The sequence below is a fragment of the Hyphomonas sp. ske169 genome (assembly GCF_056850855.1).
The window spans coordinates 1,558,230-1,571,949 of sequence record NZ_CP096146.1; the positions used below are offsets into that span (position 1 = coordinate 1,558,230).

At 56.6% G+C, this 13,720-nt stretch carries 16 protein-coding genes; 8 read left to right on the forward strand and 8 right to left on the reverse strand.

Features of this window, described 5'->3' with window-relative positions; all coding sequences use genetic code 11:
* Nucleotides 1-128: 128 nt before the first annotated feature.
* Complete coding sequence (locus MY069_RS07465; protein WP_482796444.1) at nucleotides 129-761, forward strand: hypothetical protein; 633 nt, start codon at nucleotides 129-131, stop codon at nucleotides 759-761.
* On the opposite strand, the gene MY069_RS07470 is transcribed toward MY069_RS07465, so the two are convergent.
* From MY069_RS07470 to MY069_RS07480, 3 genes are all read right to left on the reverse strand, one after another.
* A complete protein-coding gene (locus MY069_RS07470; protein ID WP_482796445.1) occupies nucleotides 758-1,714 on the reverse strand; it encodes an SDR family oxidoreductase in 957 nt (318 codons plus the stop codon). The genes MY069_RS07465 and MY069_RS07470 overlap by 4 nt on opposite strands.
* Nucleotides 1,715-1,729: 15 nt before the next feature.
* Entirely contained in the window at nucleotides 1,730-2,647 is a 918-nt protein-coding gene (locus MY069_RS07475; RefSeq protein ID WP_482796446.1) for a M48 family metallopeptidase, read from the reverse strand.
* A gap of 80 nt (nucleotides 2,648-2,727) precedes the next feature.
* Complete coding sequence (locus MY069_RS07480; protein ID WP_482796447.1) at nucleotides 2,728-3,054, reverse strand: antibiotic biosynthesis monooxygenase; 327 nt, start codon at nucleotides 3,052-3,054, stop codon at nucleotides 2,728-2,730.
* A gap of 98 nt (nucleotides 3,055-3,152) precedes the next feature.
* Between MY069_RS07480 and MY069_RS07485 the strand changes: the two genes are divergently transcribed.
* The 5 genes from MY069_RS07485 (at nucleotide 3,153) to MY069_RS07505 (ending at nucleotide 7,104) form a co-directional block, all read left to right on the forward strand.
* Nucleotides 3,153-3,746: a DsbA family protein gene (locus MY069_RS07485; protein WP_482796448.1), complete on the forward strand. Its 594-nt coding sequence runs from the start codon at nucleotides 3,153-3,155 to the stop codon at nucleotides 3,744-3,746.
* A gap of 32 nt (nucleotides 3,747-3,778) precedes the next feature.
* Nucleotides 3,779-4,297 carry a paraquat-inducible protein A gene (locus tag MY069_RS07490; protein WP_482796449.1) on the forward strand — a complete coding sequence of 173 codons (519 nt, stop codon included), beginning with the start codon at nucleotides 3,779-3,781 and terminating at the stop codon, nucleotides 4,295-4,297.
* A 15-nt stretch (nucleotides 4,298-4,312) separates the two neighbouring features.
* Nucleotides 4,313-5,005 carry an MBL fold metallo-hydrolase gene (locus MY069_RS07495; protein ID WP_482796450.1) on the forward strand — a complete coding sequence of 231 codons (693 nt, stop codon included), beginning with the start codon at nucleotides 4,313-4,315 and terminating at the stop codon, nucleotides 5,003-5,005.
* A gap of 89 nt (nucleotides 5,006-5,094) precedes the next feature.
* Nucleotides 5,095-5,808, forward strand: a complete 714-nt coding sequence (locus tag MY069_RS07500; RefSeq protein ID WP_482796451.1) for a hypothetical protein — start codon at nucleotides 5,095-5,097, stop codon at nucleotides 5,806-5,808.
* A gap of 795 nt (nucleotides 5,809-6,603) precedes the next feature.
* On the forward strand, nucleotides 6,604-7,104 hold the full coding sequence (locus tag MY069_RS07505) for a hypothetical protein (protein WP_482796452.1): 501 nt from the start codon (nucleotides 6,604-6,606) through the stop codon (nucleotides 7,102-7,104).
* On the opposite strand, the gene MY069_RS07510 is transcribed toward MY069_RS07505, so the two are convergent.
* Nucleotides 7,101-8,648, reverse strand: coding sequence for an acyl-CoA carboxylase subunit beta (locus MY069_RS07510; protein WP_482796453.1), 1,548 nt, complete (start codon nucleotides 8,646-8,648; stop codon nucleotides 7,101-7,103). The genes MY069_RS07505 and MY069_RS07510 overlap by 4 nt on opposite strands.
* Nucleotides 8,649-8,813: 165 nt before the next feature.
* Here MY069_RS07510 and MY069_RS07515 point away from each other — a divergent pair, with 165 nt between their 5' ends.
* Both MY069_RS07515 and MY069_RS07520 read left to right on the forward strand, forming a co-directional pair.
* Nucleotides 8,814-9,119: an SCP2 sterol-binding domain-containing protein gene (locus MY069_RS07515; RefSeq protein ID WP_482796454.1), complete on the forward strand. Its 306-nt coding sequence runs from the start codon at nucleotides 8,814-8,816 to the stop codon at nucleotides 9,117-9,119.
* An 80-nt stretch (nucleotides 9,120-9,199) separates the two neighbouring features.
* Nucleotides 9,200-10,135, forward strand: coding sequence for an alpha/beta fold hydrolase (locus tag MY069_RS07520; protein WP_482796455.1), 936 nt, complete (start codon nucleotides 9,200-9,202; stop codon nucleotides 10,133-10,135).
* Here MY069_RS07520 and MY069_RS07525 read toward each other — a convergent pair.
* The 4 genes from MY069_RS07525 to zapE all read right to left on the reverse strand — a co-directional run bounded on the left by MY069_RS07525 (nucleotide 10,132) and on the right by zapE (nucleotide 13,720).
* Nucleotides 10,132-10,785, reverse strand: coding sequence for a CDGSH iron-sulfur domain-containing protein (locus tag MY069_RS07525; RefSeq protein WP_482796456.1), 654 nt, complete (start codon nucleotides 10,783-10,785; stop codon nucleotides 10,132-10,134). The two genes, MY069_RS07520 and MY069_RS07525, sit on opposite strands and share 4 nt — an antisense overlap.
* A 28-nt stretch (nucleotides 10,786-10,813) precedes the next feature.
* Nucleotides 10,814-11,293 (reverse strand): bacterioferritin, encoded by a 480-nt coding sequence (gene bfr, locus MY069_RS07530; protein ID WP_482796457.1) that lies wholly within the window; start codon nucleotides 11,291-11,293, stop codon nucleotides 10,814-10,816.
* Between the two features lie 179 nt (nucleotides 11,294-11,472).
* Nucleotides 11,473-12,456: a M20/M25/M40 family metallo-hydrolase gene (locus MY069_RS07535; RefSeq protein WP_482796458.1), complete on the reverse strand. Its 984-nt coding sequence runs from the start codon at nucleotides 12,454-12,456 to the stop codon at nucleotides 11,473-11,475.
* Between the two features lie 181 nt (nucleotides 12,457-12,637).
* Nucleotides 12,638-13,720: a cell division protein ZapE gene (zapE, locus tag MY069_RS07540; protein WP_482796459.1), complete on the reverse strand. Its 1,083-nt coding sequence runs from the start codon at nucleotides 13,718-13,720 to the stop codon at nucleotides 12,638-12,640.

A 13,720-nucleotide genomic window follows, 5' to 3' on the forward strand; every position in this document is an offset into this window, starting at 1 on the left:
AGGCGAACACAACTCGCGCGAGGGGTTAAGCCGATTGCATATAGGACCGTGCTGGTTCTAGGGTCTGGCTCGAGGTTTGCGGCAATATACATCGCAGGCCCTAGAAGTTCGCTTAGGAGGCGAAAACCATGTCGATTTGGAACAAAGTGTTCGCCACATTTGCGATCTCTGCGCTGTTCGCCGTGCCAGCGTTTGCAGATGGCACACCTGGCAAACGCGTCAATCGTGGCCCTGCGCCCGTGGTGGCTCACCAGCCGACCCCTCCTGAACCCGGCTGTTACTTGGTCCAAGATGGAAGAGCCTGGTCCTGCCCAGCCCGCCCAACGCACGCGCCTCAGCCGGCGCCAAAAATTCATAAGCAAAGCGCCCAACAACCTTGCTGCGGCTCGTTCAAACAGACGGTGGTCAAACAGCACCCGCCGGTTGTCACCAAGCGCACTGTGACGCATCGCTCAGCCCCTGTGACCCGTCGAGAGGTCCATCGCCAAGCACATACCGTTCGAACCGTAGAGCGCAGCACCGACATTCAGCTTGATCTCGCCAGCTTCAGTGGCGGCGTCGGCAATGGCGTCGATGGCGGCTTCTATGGTGGCGGCGGTGCAATTGTCATTGGTAGCGGCCGTAGTTTCTCAAGCGTGCTTACGCATTCAGCCTCAAGCTTCACCTTCCGCAGTCGCGGCGGCGGCAAGAAAAAACGCCGAGGCGGAGGATGCGGTAAATGTATGGGCGGCGGAATGGGCGGCATGGGCGGCGGCGACTAAGCCTTACGCCCTTTATGCGCCTTCCAATAGCGTAGATTTGCGAGCAGCGTCTCACGTAAGCCATCCTTGGTGACGTCCGGCACATGTGTCGGGAAAGGCGCGCGCCGCGCCATCACTTTTGATAGATCAACCAAGATCCGGAGCCGCTCGCGTTGTCTTGGGCGGAGCGCCGGTAAAATCTCAGCTTCAACTTGCTGCGGTGACATCCACGACACTTGATTGAGATCGCGACCCATTTCGGCGGCGAATTGCCGGCCGCAATCCATCATTTCCGCAATCGTCAGAGCGTGAGCGCCAGAGGTCAGCCAATAGGTCTCACCCCAGTTCGGCGCCTCAACAATTCGCGCGATGCCTGTCGCGACCCAGTCAGCCGGGATGAAATCGCACTGAGTATCGCGCTCGAGCGGTATGATTGGCAGCCGTCCGTTGAGGACCGTCGCGATAAACAGGTGAAAGCCTTGAAAGGTCGCGATCTCGCCGGTTTGCGAATGACCGGAAATGATCGAGGGACGACTGATCGTCCATTCAAGTCCGCTGTCGCGAACCAAGGCTTCCGCAGCGCGTTTCGACGCGACATATTCCGACCTCACCGGCGCGGCCGGGCCATAGGTTTCAGAACAATAGGCGGTCGAGACAAAATGCAAACGCGCGCCAGCGGCTTCTGCAAAATCGATAATATTGCGAACACCGGAAATATTCGTGGCGGCGAGCTCCGGCACCTCACCGCTCATATCGGTGATCGCCGCACAATGCACTATTGTGTCGACTTGTTTGCAGAGCGCGGCATGATCCGCGTCAGACAGGCCGAGTCCCGGCTTACGTATATCGATCGCAACTTGCGGCGCGGGACTGTTCGGCTGCGCCCGGTGTCGCCCCAAAAGTAGCTGATCTTGCGGCAAACGCGGCGCCAGCTCACGCCCCACCACGCCGCTCGCCCCGGTCAATAGGATCATCTTGCGTATCCTAGATCAGTTCAGTCGCCCGCAGCGCTGCTCATACATCTCAATCGCTGATGGCATCCAGCGGCGGAAATTTTCGGCCCGGGTTTCTGATGCCGGATGCGTGCTCAGCCATTCCGGGGGACGTTGACCGCCGCCAATTTGACCCATCCGCATCCACAATTCCGGCGCCTCGCGCGGGTCATAACAGGCCCGCACCAAAAGCTCTAAACCGATCTTATCCGCCTCGGTCTCATGATCCCGAGAGAAGGCCATTAAGCTGCCTTGCGCGGCCATGCCCATGGCTTGGCGGACCATTTGCGCTTGGCCCGGATCCATGTCGCCAAGGCCGAGCCCGACCGCCAGCGTGCCCATTTGCGCAAGCCGCGAATTGCTCATCCGCTTGGCGCCATGATGGGCCAGCGCATGACCAATCTCGTGCCCCATCACGACCGCAAGCTTGTCGACATCGGCAATATCTTCCAGCGTGACGCGCTTATCGTAATTGCCGGTAATGTCGAGAATGCCGGTATAGACGGCCACATAGCCGCCTGGCAGACAGAACGCATTCGGTTGCTCAGACTGGATGACATTGAAGGTCCAATCAAACTCGCGCGCAACCGGCTGAAACTGGTGTCCGGCTTTGAGATAGTCTTCTTCCATTTCAATCGCTGCGAGGCGCAACCGCTCGCCGATCTCATTCACCGTTTGATAGACTTGACGCCCGGCGCCGTCGCAGCTCGACGACCCGCCACCGCAAATCACATTGCCGCCCTCTTGCCGCAACATCTGCACATAAGACTGCGCGCCAAGCTTTGTCGCCTGATCGATGGAGATCGTGTTGAACTCGCTCTTACCGGAATACGGGTTCACTTGCTGATTTGAGAAATAATACACTGCGAGGCCAATCAGGCCGATAATGATGACTCCAAAACGTCCACCTGGCATGTCGAGGCACTCCACCCGCTAAACTCGATTAACCTTCACTTACCCCTAAGCCCGGGCGCAGGAAAGGCGTTGACCCCAGTTCAATCCTTCGCGGTAGCGTCTTCAAAGCGCCAACCATCGCTAATATCGATGTGGCGAACGTGACAAGATTGAATGAGATCTTCATAGCCGTCCGGTAAGAAGGCTTCTGTCCAGGTCTCACCAAACCGGGTTTTGATCGCTTCGAGACTCTCCCAGATCGATGTAAACATCACGCGCCCCTCATCATCGGCGATCTCTCGCCCGAAAAAATAGCCGCGATTACCAGGCGCGTCCTTCACAACCTCAATTGAACTGGTCGCAAATTTTTCGATGAGCGTGGGCGCCGCGCCCAGCTTAGACTGGACCTCAAACACTCTTAATATCATCCATAAGATCCACTTCGCAGCACTCGAAAAGGATAGTCTATCGCGACACAGCGCCAGAGCGTAGAGAGAATATTGAATGCATTCGAGGAGCGCCGGTCATGAAGGTTGAGATTTGGTTCGAATTTGCCAGCACCTATTCCTATCTGACCGTGTCCCGGGCCGAAGAGGCTTTCAAACAAGCCAATGTCAGCTTTGTCTGGCGACCTTTTTTATTGGGGCCAATTTTCCGCGCCAAGGGCTGGGAGACCTCGCCCTTTGTTCTGGATGAGGTCAAAGGCGCTTATATGTGGCGCGACCTCGCCCGCCGCGCGGAACGCTTCGGCCTACCGTTCAAGCGCCCCCCAGTCTTCCCCATGCACACGGTCCAGGCGACGCGGATCATGACCGCAGCCTTAGACGAGCCATGGTGCGGATCCTTCGCGCGCGAAGTGTTCTCCGCTGAATTTGCCCGGGGCCAAGACATTTCCGACCCAGATGTGTTGGCGGATGCGCTCGACGCATGCGGCGCTGATCCCGAGATTTGGTTTGCGCATGCCGGGACCGATGCGACCAAAACCGCACTGCGCGCCCGTACCGATGAGGCCGCGCGCCTGGGTATCTTTGGCGCCCCGAGTTTTCGGGTCGGCGACGAGCTGTTCTGGGGCGATGACCGCCTCGAAGACGCCATCATCTGGGCGCAGGAAAGGCGTTGACCCCAGTAAATAGGCTCGGCATCACTAATTCTATGACGGACACTGCGACGCCTGCTGAGACCCAGCCAGCCCCGAAAGCGGACAAACCGCTCCCGATCTGGGACGTGCTCAGCGAAATGGCGCTTTATGCCTCCACGGCGCTGATCATTACCGGCCTTATCCTGCCCTCGATTTGGAAACCCAATACGTTCGGTTTTGGCGGGCAGGAATATAATCTGTTCGGCATCGTCCAGACCCTGTTTGAGAGCGGCCTGGCTTTTCTCGGCTTGGTCGTGATTTTCTTTTCTGGCATTTTCCCGCTCGCCAAAACCCTGACCGCGGCGATCATTTTCCGCCAAGGCGCCACGCCGAGCCCGAAGCTTGCGACTTTGCTGAACATTCTCGGCAAATGGTCGATGCTGGACGTCTTCCTGGCCGCGCTGCTGATTGGGATCAGCCAGATCAGCATCTATATCGGCTTCGAGACCCGCGCCGGCCTGTATTATTTCGCGCTTGGGGTGCTGCTCAATAATGCGGCTACGATGCGCCTCACTTTCACCCGTTTCAAATAGCCCTATTTAGAACCCATGACTGATCAAACCGACACCGCCGCCCAACCTCCTCGAGAGCCAAAGCTCGACATTCGCATCATCCCGGTGACGCCGCTGCAGCAGAACACTTCGCTAATCTGGCACCGCGAGACCATGGAAGGCGTCTTCGTCGATCCCGGCGGCGAGACCGACCGTTTGATGGCCGCCGCCGAGCAATTTGGCGTCAAGATTGTCGCGGTTTGGCTCACCCATGGCCATCTCGATCATGCCGGCGCCGCCACCGCCGTCAAAGAGCGCACCGGCTGCCCAATCATTGGCCCACACAAGGATGACCAATGGCTGCTCGACGATATCGAAGCCCAAGGCGCCAAATATGGCATTGCTGACGGCAAGAATGTCCAGCCCGATCGCTATCTTGAGGAAGGCGATACGCTGACCCTAGGCGGCGAGACCTTCGGCGTCACCCACTGCCCCGGCCACACGCCCGGTCATGTCGTAATCTATCACCAGCAAGGCCAACTCGCCTTTGTCGGCGATGTCCTGTTCCGCGGCTCCATCGGCCGCACGGACTTTCCAAAAGGCAATCACCAACAGCTGATCGACAGCATCGTGCAAAACCTCTGGCCCCTCGGCGACGGCATGAGATTCGTCCCCGGCCACGGCCCAATGAGCACGTTTGGCCAAGAGCGGAAGGACAATCCGTTCGTGGCGGATGCTGTTTTGGGGTGAGGCTTTCGCGATGGGTCTACGATAAAATTTGAGGTTCCAACAAAAAGCCGAAGAGCATTTCGATAGCAAGCTGCGAAAAGGAATCCGACTTGCACAAAACATCTCAGCGCATCCAGAAAGTCGCTCAGGCCATTTATGAATCCAGACGGCAACAAGAAATGGAGCGACTAGATGACTTTCCATTTACCTATGGAAAGCTTGAGAAAACCGCTGACATCATTAAAGCCGGAGACAACTTCAGGACGGTTATAACATGTTGGGCGTTGATTTCTGAATGGATGGATGCGGGACTAAAGTACCATCTTAGGTTTGGATCAGAGCGGCAACGAAAGGAGCTGTTCGGGCCTATGGGGCCGTTGGGGACCGATTCGGCAAAGCTCCGACTCTTGCTCGCGCTCGGCTGGGTCCCAGGATCCACCGTCACGATTTTAGATCGCCTCAGAAAGAAACGAAATCTTCTCGCTCACTCTATCAGTCCTTCAGATGAAATTGAGCTGAGTGAAATTTTTAATGATGAAAAATCTACAACACTTAAGTCGCGTTTGAGCGCCGTTGAAAATGCATCTGGAGAAGATGGAAGCACACGAGAAAAAAGGAAAGAAGTAGAGGGAAAAGCACTTCTTCTTTTACTAGCACTAGACGTATTGGTAAGCACTGTATGCGGACCATCCAGGCTAGAGCTTGGATTGGGTGAATCATCTGCCCCCGCATTCTTTTCGTTCGATGAAGGACCAGAATGGTTTAGAGAAAGCGGCAGAGAATTCGCCAGGGCTTATTTAATACTCCTCGGCATCGAAGAGTGAGATGTGAAACTATCTAGCTTCACCACTAATAAGCCTCCAATCCGACCCACTTCCGTGCTCTCTACACTTCCCCGCATCTCCACCTGATGAGAGGCTTGTCCGGATCGGCTTGGCAGAGGGGGAGAGTGGCGGTCTGGTGGCTGGGCTTGGGGCTCCGAACCCTTTGCGCGGTACCAGTCGGGGGAGCTCAGCCCATTGCTTCGATGAGCGATGGCGAGGGTCGAACCTGTAAGAGCAATCCCCCCGGAGTTGTCCCGGACTTAGATCCGGGAGACCAAAGTTGAAAACATGCCGCCATGGGCGCGCTTTGACCAAGCGCAATTGCGCCGTCTCGAAAGAGCGGCAGTTCACCTCGCGCCTGTTCAAAGCGCGCCTAGTCTCTTCTATCCCCTCAAGGTTTTGGCCTGTGAGGATTTTGGTGCTGGACCGGCCCCATCCTGAGCGAAGTCGAAGGGTGAGGCGGGTAGACCGGAAGCGCCGCCCTTGATCCTTCGACTTCGCTCAGGATGAGGGCGTTTGGGGGATTGGAAAATATCCGCCGACCCCAGCGGAGCGTTGCGCCCAACTCGATTGGGTGGCTGGGGTTCAGGGATGGATATGTGCCTCGTGACACGTGGGTGTATTGCGGTCCATGGATACCTGCCGGCGCAGGTATCGGCGGTGGGGAGGATTGGAGCTTGCCCGGGATGACAAAATAAATTTGAGGCGCTGTCAGTATTCGCCCCTGCCAAACGTCTACCCAGCACGAGAGCCAGTTTACCCGTCTCTCGGATTGCAAGATTTATGGAGACCAAAATGTTCCAGATGAAGCCGCTCATCCTCGCCGCAGCCACACTTTTGAGCGGGCTTAGCGCTCAAGCCGAAGATCCAAACAAGATCCCGCTGGGCAGCTGGAGCGCGGCTTGTGATGGGTTTGGCATCCCCGCCACGTGTACATCCGACTGGCAACCCGGCCAACATGCCAGCCATGTTGTGCAAACCTATGCTGTGGTTCGAGCATCAGATGGCGCGAAGATATTTTCTGGCCGCGGCTTGTATCGCCTCCAAGACGGCAAAGTGGATGGCATCTGGGAAGATTCTCGCGGCGCAATTTTGGACCTGGCAGGCCGGTTTGAGGACGGTCAACTCAGTGTCATTTGGGGCGATGCGTCAGACGAGATCGGTCGCTCGGTCTATACGTTCAGCGAGGGGGAGATGCAGGCGCGCGATGCCGTCCTCACCGAGACCGGCTGGCGCGAATTCATGGCGATTGACTATCGGCGCGCGATCGAGACTCCTGCAACCGAAAGCGATTAAGGCCGGGGGCCGAAGCTGGTCGTTCCGGTCTCGAGCACGCGCCAGGCATGGTGCACAAAATCGACCAGCAAAGGCCGCGTGTCGCGCGGGTCGATGATCTCTTCGGCATAGAAGGCCTCGGCCGTACGGAAGGGCGAGGCGATCGCGTCGAAGCGTTTGTACAGGCTTTTGAGATAGGCCGCTTTGTCTTCGGCTTCGAGGATCTCTTTGCGATAGGCCGCCTCAATCCCGCCCGCCATCGGCAAGCTGCCCCAATCGCCGCTCGGCCAGCAATAGCGCCATTTGGCTTTGCTGGGGTTGAACATGGCGCTGCCCGCCAGGCCATAGGCTTTGCGGATGACCACGGCGCAGATCGGCACGGTCGCTTGATAGACCGCCGCCATGGCCCGGACGCCTTTGCGGGTGACACCGGCGGTTTCGTGGCGCACGCCGCTGGCAAAGCCGGGGCAGTCAACAAAGTGGATGACCGGCAAGTGGAAGGTCGAGCACAGGTCCATATGGCGGGTGACCTTGTCGCAAACATCGGCGGTCCAGGCGCCATCGAGGAAGAATGGGTCGCCGGCGAGGATGCCGACCGGATGGCCATCGACCCGCGCAAAGCCGGTGACGATGCCGCGGCCCCATTGCTCGCCGATCTCAAAGAAGCTGCCTTTATCGACGGCGGCAGCGATGATCTTGCGCGGCTTGTACGGTGTTTTGCCATCGGTTGGGACGATGGAGATAAGCTCTTCTTCCTTGCGGTTCGGGTCATCATTTGGCGGCGTGATGGGCGGCAGGTCATGCACACTCGAGGGCAAGTAAGACAGAAATTGGCGTGCCGCTTCGAAGGCTTCGGCTTCGCTTTCAACCACCGCGTCGACGGTGCCGTTGCGGGCTTGGATCTGCCAGCCGCCCAGCTCTTCCTTGGTGACATCTTCACCCAGCGCGCGGGTGACCGGCGGGCCAGCAACGAACACTTGGCTGAGCTCTTTGACCAGGACGGAGAAATGGCTCGCTGCGAGACGACCTGCGCCCATCCCCGCGCATGGGCCCAGCCCAAGCGAGACAAACGGCACTTCCGACATGCCGGAGACAATATACTCCCAGCCCGGGGTCTCAGGGATATCAGTGCGCGGATCCTGCTCGAACATTTTGATCGAGCCGCCACCACCGGTGCCATCAATCAGCTGCACAAGCGGCATGCGATACTCTTGGCATTGCTTGAGCGACTGCAAGAGTTTGCCGCGGATCGAGGCGTCTGCGGCTCCGCCACGGACGGTGAAATCGTCACCGAGAATGAAAGCGGGGCGGCCGTTTAGCGTGGCGCGGCCCATGACAGAGTTCGACGCCATGAAGCTGTCGAGCGTTTCGTCATCATTATAAGTGGCCCGGCCCGCAATCTTGCCGATCTCGTGGAAGCTGCCTGGGTCCGCGAGAAAAGCGACCCGTTCCCGTACGGTGAGCTTGCCGCGTCCCTTTTGGCGCGAAACCGGTTCCTCACCCCCCATTGTCTCCGCTAGCCGTTCGCGTTTGCGGAGCTCTTCAATCGATTTTTCCCATGACATAGCGACTGTTTCGAAACCTTCCGTCGCGGTTGGTCAAGCGCAAAACGCGCAGGCGAAATTAGGAACGGCTTTCAAGTTCCTGCAGTTTACATCAACGGCACCCTTGCCGAGCCCAGTTTCGCCTGCTTTATCAGCGCCAGGAGCAATTTATAGGAGGGCTTCCAGATGGATCTCGCTGAACTTACTTCAAAAGCAGCTGCAGCCGTTGCCGGCGGCGACAGTGGATTTGCAAAGAAAGTCAAATTTGACTTTGGCGATATCGGCAAATTGTTCATCGATGGCGCTGCTGGCGTTGCGAATAATGACGATGCAGAAGCTGATGCGACTGTAAAAGTCGACTGGGAAGACTTTGCCAAGCTGGCTGCGGGTCAAATGGATCCAACCATGGCCTTCATGCAGGGCAAGCTGAAAGTTCTCGGTGACATGTCTGTTGCCATGCAGCTGCAAAGCATCATGAGCAAGCTGTCATAAGCTTGATCGCTGATTGAATTGATTGAGAGCCTCATCCAGCTTACACGCGGGATGAGGCTTTTACTTTGTGGACGTAACCCATGGCTGCACTAAGCGAAGATCGAATTGTCGACGTCCCGGGTAATCCGCGCCCAGATGGCGCGCGGATCATTTGGTTTGAGGGCGTTGGCGGACGGCGCTTACGGGCTTGCCTTGCGCCAGCAACGGTCGCGAGCCCGCGCGGCACGACGATTGTTTGCCCCGGGCGGACTGAGTTTATTGAGAAATATTTCGAAGTCGCCCGAGAGTTACAAGAGCGCGGCTTTGCGGTTCTGATCATTGATTGGCCCGGTCAAGGCCTGTCGGAACGTTTGCTGGACGACCCGCAAAAGGGCCATATCGACCGGTTTGAGACGTTTATGGGGGCGCTTCGCAACGGTTTAGATGCGCTTGATGAATTGCCTCGTCCTTACGTCTCTTTGGCGCACTCAATGGGCGGTGCTATCGCGCTGGCGGCGATCGGCCAAGGCCTTGTGAAAGTCGACGCGGCCGCATTTTGTGCGCCAATGTGGGGCCTACCTTTGGGACGCGTTCAACGCTATTTCATCTGGGCCATGCGCGTCATGGGCCGATCCGATGATTTCGCACAAAAGCCAGGTCCGCCAGAGCGGTTTGAAGACAATGTCGTGACCAATGACGAACCGCATTGGCAGCTGAATAAAGATCTAACAGATGCGGCCCCTGAATTGTCACTCGGTCCAGTCACCTGGGGCTGGCTCGGCGCCTCATTGGATATTTTCGAAAGCTTCTCGAAGCCCAGCGTGTTAGGCGCCATCAATATTCCAATTTTTGTCGCCAGCGCCGCCGAAGAGAAACTCGTAGACAATCGCTCGCACGCTCATGTGGCAGAGCATTTGCCCAATTGCGAGCATGTCACGGTTGACGGCGCGATGCACGAAATCCTGATGGAAAAACCGGACAAACGCGCTGAGTTTTGGGCCGGATTCGACCGGCTGCTTGAGCGCGCGAAAATCTAGTCTGCCTTAAAGCCAGCTTCTTTGTGCGCGCCATCACAAAACGGCTTATTTGCGGATTTCCCACACCGGCACAAATAGGCTTTACGCCCCGACCAGGCTTGACGACCCGAGCCTGCGCGAATGGAAAAATTGCCGGAGACTTCAATCGGCCCGTCTGGAATCCGTTTGATCTCCAACGGGCCGCCCGCCTCAATCTCAGCCAGACCCGTGTCGCCGACTGCGCCAGCGTCCTGAAACGCGATATCGCGATGGGAATTGTCGCAGAATGGCTTGTTTTTAGAAGCGCCGCATCGGCAAAGCGCAGCCCGGCGAGACACGCTATGCATGTCATCCGCCGCCCCGTCCACGTTGAGGTCGCCGGTAACGTAAAGCGGCCCATCATTTGAGACCGTAACCATGTTCTCAGACGGCGCAGCTTCGACCAGTAATCCGTCCGCATCTTGGACGGCGAGGGCCCCGGTCGGGCAGCGCGCTATGACCGCCGACGTATCCGCACGATCAGCTAGGTTTGGATCGCACCAAGGATCCCGACCGGTCACAAACAGGTCGCCCTTTGCGCGGCCGCACTCGCCAACATGGATGCAAAGTCGCCGATCCCATGTCACCGTTTCTGAATTGCCTTTATATTCAAAAATTGTGGTCTTTGACATGGGGATCCTCCGGCGGTTGGTGCTGTGATTAGTGAGCGTTGGCTTCCGATTGCAGCTGGATATAGCTTTGGATGCCGATCTGCTTGATCAGGTCGAACTGTGTCTCGATATAATCGACATGCTCTTCCTCATTGGTGAGGATCTTTCCGAACAGATCGCGGCTGACATAGTCGCGGACCTTTTCACAATGCTCCATCGCGTCGCGCAGAAGCGGAATGGCGTCTTCCTCTAAATCCAAGTCGCATTTGAGGATTTCTTCGACGCTCTCGCCAATGCGGAGTTTTCCGAGGTCTTGCAGATTTGGCAGACCACCGAGGAAGAGTATGCGTTCGATCAACCAATCTGCGTGATTCATCTCTTCGATGGATTCTTTGTGCTCATAATCGCCGAGCTTGCTCACGCCCCAATCCTTCAGCATCCGAGAGTGCAAGAAATACTGATTGATCGCCGTGAGCTCATTCTTGAGCGCCTGGTTAAGGAATTCGATGACTTTCGCGTCGCCCTTCATGGCATAACTCCGTAAAACTACTTATTGGCCACAGAAATAGCTTTGAATTGCGGAAAATCAAGAAAAAACTCAATAAAAACAATTGAGTATGAAAGTGCGAGGCATTTGCAAGGCGACTGAAAATCACTCGCACCGAAGGGTGCTGATTTCGCAGCAAATTCTATAAAATAAAATTGGATCTAGTTCTCGCCTGCGCTTTGGCGCATCTCGAAGATCGCTGCCAAATCTTCATCCATCGCCTCGGACACCATGATCAGTGTATCGAGTGATTTCAAAAACCAGTCCTGATCGACATTCTCAAAATCGTCGGTTGGCTTGTGATAATCTGGATGATCTTCGACACCGAAATAGATGTGGGGAATACCTGCGCGGAAGAAAACAGCGTGATCAGAGAGCATCGTCCAATCATCGCGCGCCTCGCCTTGATCATACCCGCGTCTGATCGTGACTGGCGCGATCTCGGCGATCGCCTCTACGCGCGGCACCATGTCCGGCCAATGATGCGTACCAGAGGCCCAGAGAATGCCATTGTCGCCGCGCGAGACCATGTCGAAATTTAGATTGAGCGCAATCTTATCCAGAGAGACGGGCGGGTTGGTGATGAAATTTCCAGCGCCGCCAAAACCGTCCTCTTCCGCATCAAAGAACACAAACAATACATCATGCTTGGGCAGCGTTTTCGAAAAATGTTCAGCAATGGCTAGGGCGCCAATAACGCCGGACGCATTATCATCCGCGCCATTATAGATTTCGCCATCGCGCACACCGAGATGGTCATAATGAGCAGAGATCACCATCGATATGCCATTCGATTCGCGGCCCGGAATAAGACCGATCAGATTGACGCCATCTTTATTCGGAGCTGCGGCCGCGCCCGTCTCTGGATCGCTAAACGCGCCATACTTGAAGGGATGCTCAAAGCCCCCGCCGACGGGATCTACACCTAAGGCCTCCAGGCGCGCGATGATCATCTCGCGTGCTTGGGCGCTTTCGACGCTTCCTGCTTTTCGCCCTGCGAGCTCATCAGAACTCAAGGCTTCGAACAGCTCTAACGCAGGAGCGTCGGAAAAGTGTTTGGGGGCATAAGTGTCAGTTGCGGTGCCCGAGCAGGCGGAAAGGGCTGCCGCGAACACAACCCCAATGGACTTACGATAAATATTCACATCGACCCCTTTTTACGTCTGTCACACTCGTCGTTAGCATCGACTGGTCCGACCGCGCAAAAAATATTTTGATCCATTTCGCGAACGACCGCGTAAGAACTGCCAGAGAGAGCATTCTCTCCTCGCATTGGTGGGCGCGAGACGTTTCCTCCCTCCCAGTTTCGGCTACGCCGATCCGAGCCTACTTCTGGTCCACCGAGACAATATGCGCTTCAGCCATATACTCGGTGGATCTCATTTCATGAAGACGACTAACCGTCCGCTGGAATTCGAAACTGCCATCGCCTGTGGGGTAGAGCTGTTCCGGTTCGGCCGCTGCACTCGCGACAAGTTTGACCTTTGCTTCATAAAAAGTGTCAATCAATGCCACGAACCGCGCTGCTTCGTTCCGTTTCGCAGGGCTGAGCACCGGTATGTCTTCCAACAGAATGGTGTGAAACATCGCGGCGATGGCGCGATAGTCTTCGGCCCAAAGGGGTTGGGCGCAAAGCTCATCGAAGGTGAAACGCGCGACCCCAGCCGCTTCTCGGCTGACCGGCACTTTGCGACCTTTGACCGTCAGCATACAGCTTTGCGGCGTGGCCCCGAGCGTGAGTCGCTCAAACGCTCGGTCGAGCGGCGCGGTTCCTTCGCGCGTCGCATACCAAACCGGCGCCTCGGTCAAACGCTCCAGCCTATAATCGCGCTCGGAGGCCAGTTCGAAAACCTCGTTTTGGGCTTTTAAAAGCTCGATGAAGGGTAAGAAGAGATGCCGATTGAGCCCATCTTTATAAAGCTCGTCAGGATGCCGGTTTGAAGTTGCGACGACGGTGACGCCGCGTCTGAACAATTCTTCAAACAAGCCCGCAAGGATCATCGCATCTGCGATTTGAGTGACCTGAAACTCGTCAAAACAGATCAGCTTCGCCTCGGACGCAAATTGTTTGGCGACGGGGAAAATCGGATTTGAGACATCTTTGCGTTTGCGCGCGGTGTTTAGCCGGTCCTGTACGCGGCTCATAAATTCATGAAAGTGAACCCGCATCGCCCGCACAGGTGAGGCCGCGTAGAACACGTCCATTAGCATCGACTTGCCGCGTCCGACGCCGCCATAAAGGTACAGGCCCTGGATCGATTTCGGCTTAGAGAACCAGCCGCCTTTTCCGCCCTTTTTGAGACGGGACAGTAAATCATCGAGCTTAGCTGCCGCGTCCACTTGCGCAGGATCGCGGCTCAGTGCGCCGGATTCGATACGCGTGTTGAGGGTGTCGGTTACAGCGCCCAA

Bases quoted from the DNA above. Each gene is read 5' to 3' on its own strand.
- MY069_RS07515 (WP_482796454.1), top strand. From the start codon at position 8,814: ATGGATCTCGCTGAACTTACTTCAAAAGCAGCTGCAGCCGTTGCCGGC.
- MY069_RS07505 (WP_482796452.1), top strand. From the start codon at position 6,604: ATGTTCCAGATGAAGCCGCTCATCCTCGCCGCAGCCACACTTTTGAGC.
- MY069_RS07485 (WP_482796448.1), top strand. From the start codon at position 3,153: ATGAAGGTTGAGATTTGGTTCGAATTTGCCAGCACCTATTCCTATCTG.
- MY069_RS07525 (WP_482796456.1), bottom strand. From the start codon at position 10,785: ATGTCAAAGACCACAATTTTTGAATATAAAGGCAATTCAGAAACGGTG.
- MY069_RS07470 (WP_482796445.1), bottom strand. From the start codon at position 1,714: ATGATCCTATTGACCGGGGCGAGCGGCGTGGTGGGGCGTGAGCTGGCG.
- MY069_RS07465 (WP_482796444.1), top strand. From the start codon at position 129: ATGTCGATTTGGAACAAAGTGTTCGCCACATTTGCGATCTCTGCGCTG.
- MY069_RS07520 (WP_482796455.1), top strand. From the start codon at position 9,200: ATGGCTGCACTAAGCGAAGATCGAATTGTCGACGTCCCGGGTAATCCG.
- bfr (WP_482796457.1), bottom strand. From the start codon at position 11,293: ATGAAGGGCGACGCGAAAGTCATCGAATTCCTTAACCAGGCGCTCAAG.
- MY069_RS07490 (WP_482796449.1), top strand. From the start codon at position 3,779: ATGACGGACACTGCGACGCCTGCTGAGACCCAGCCAGCCCCGAAAGCG.
- MY069_RS07475 (WP_482796446.1), bottom strand. From the start codon at position 2,647: ATGCCAGGTGGACGTTTTGGAGTCATCATTATCGGCCTGATTGGCCTC.
- MY069_RS07480 (WP_482796447.1), bottom strand. From the start codon at position 3,054: ATGATATTAAGAGTGTTTGAGGTCCAGTCTAAGCTGGGCGCGGCGCCC.
- MY069_RS07510 (WP_482796453.1), bottom strand. From the start codon at position 8,648: ATGTCATGGGAAAAATCGATTGAAGAGCTCCGCAAACGCGAACGGCTA.
- MY069_RS07495 (WP_482796450.1), top strand. From the start codon at position 4,313: ATGACTGATCAAACCGACACCGCCGCCCAACCTCCTCGAGAGCCAAAG.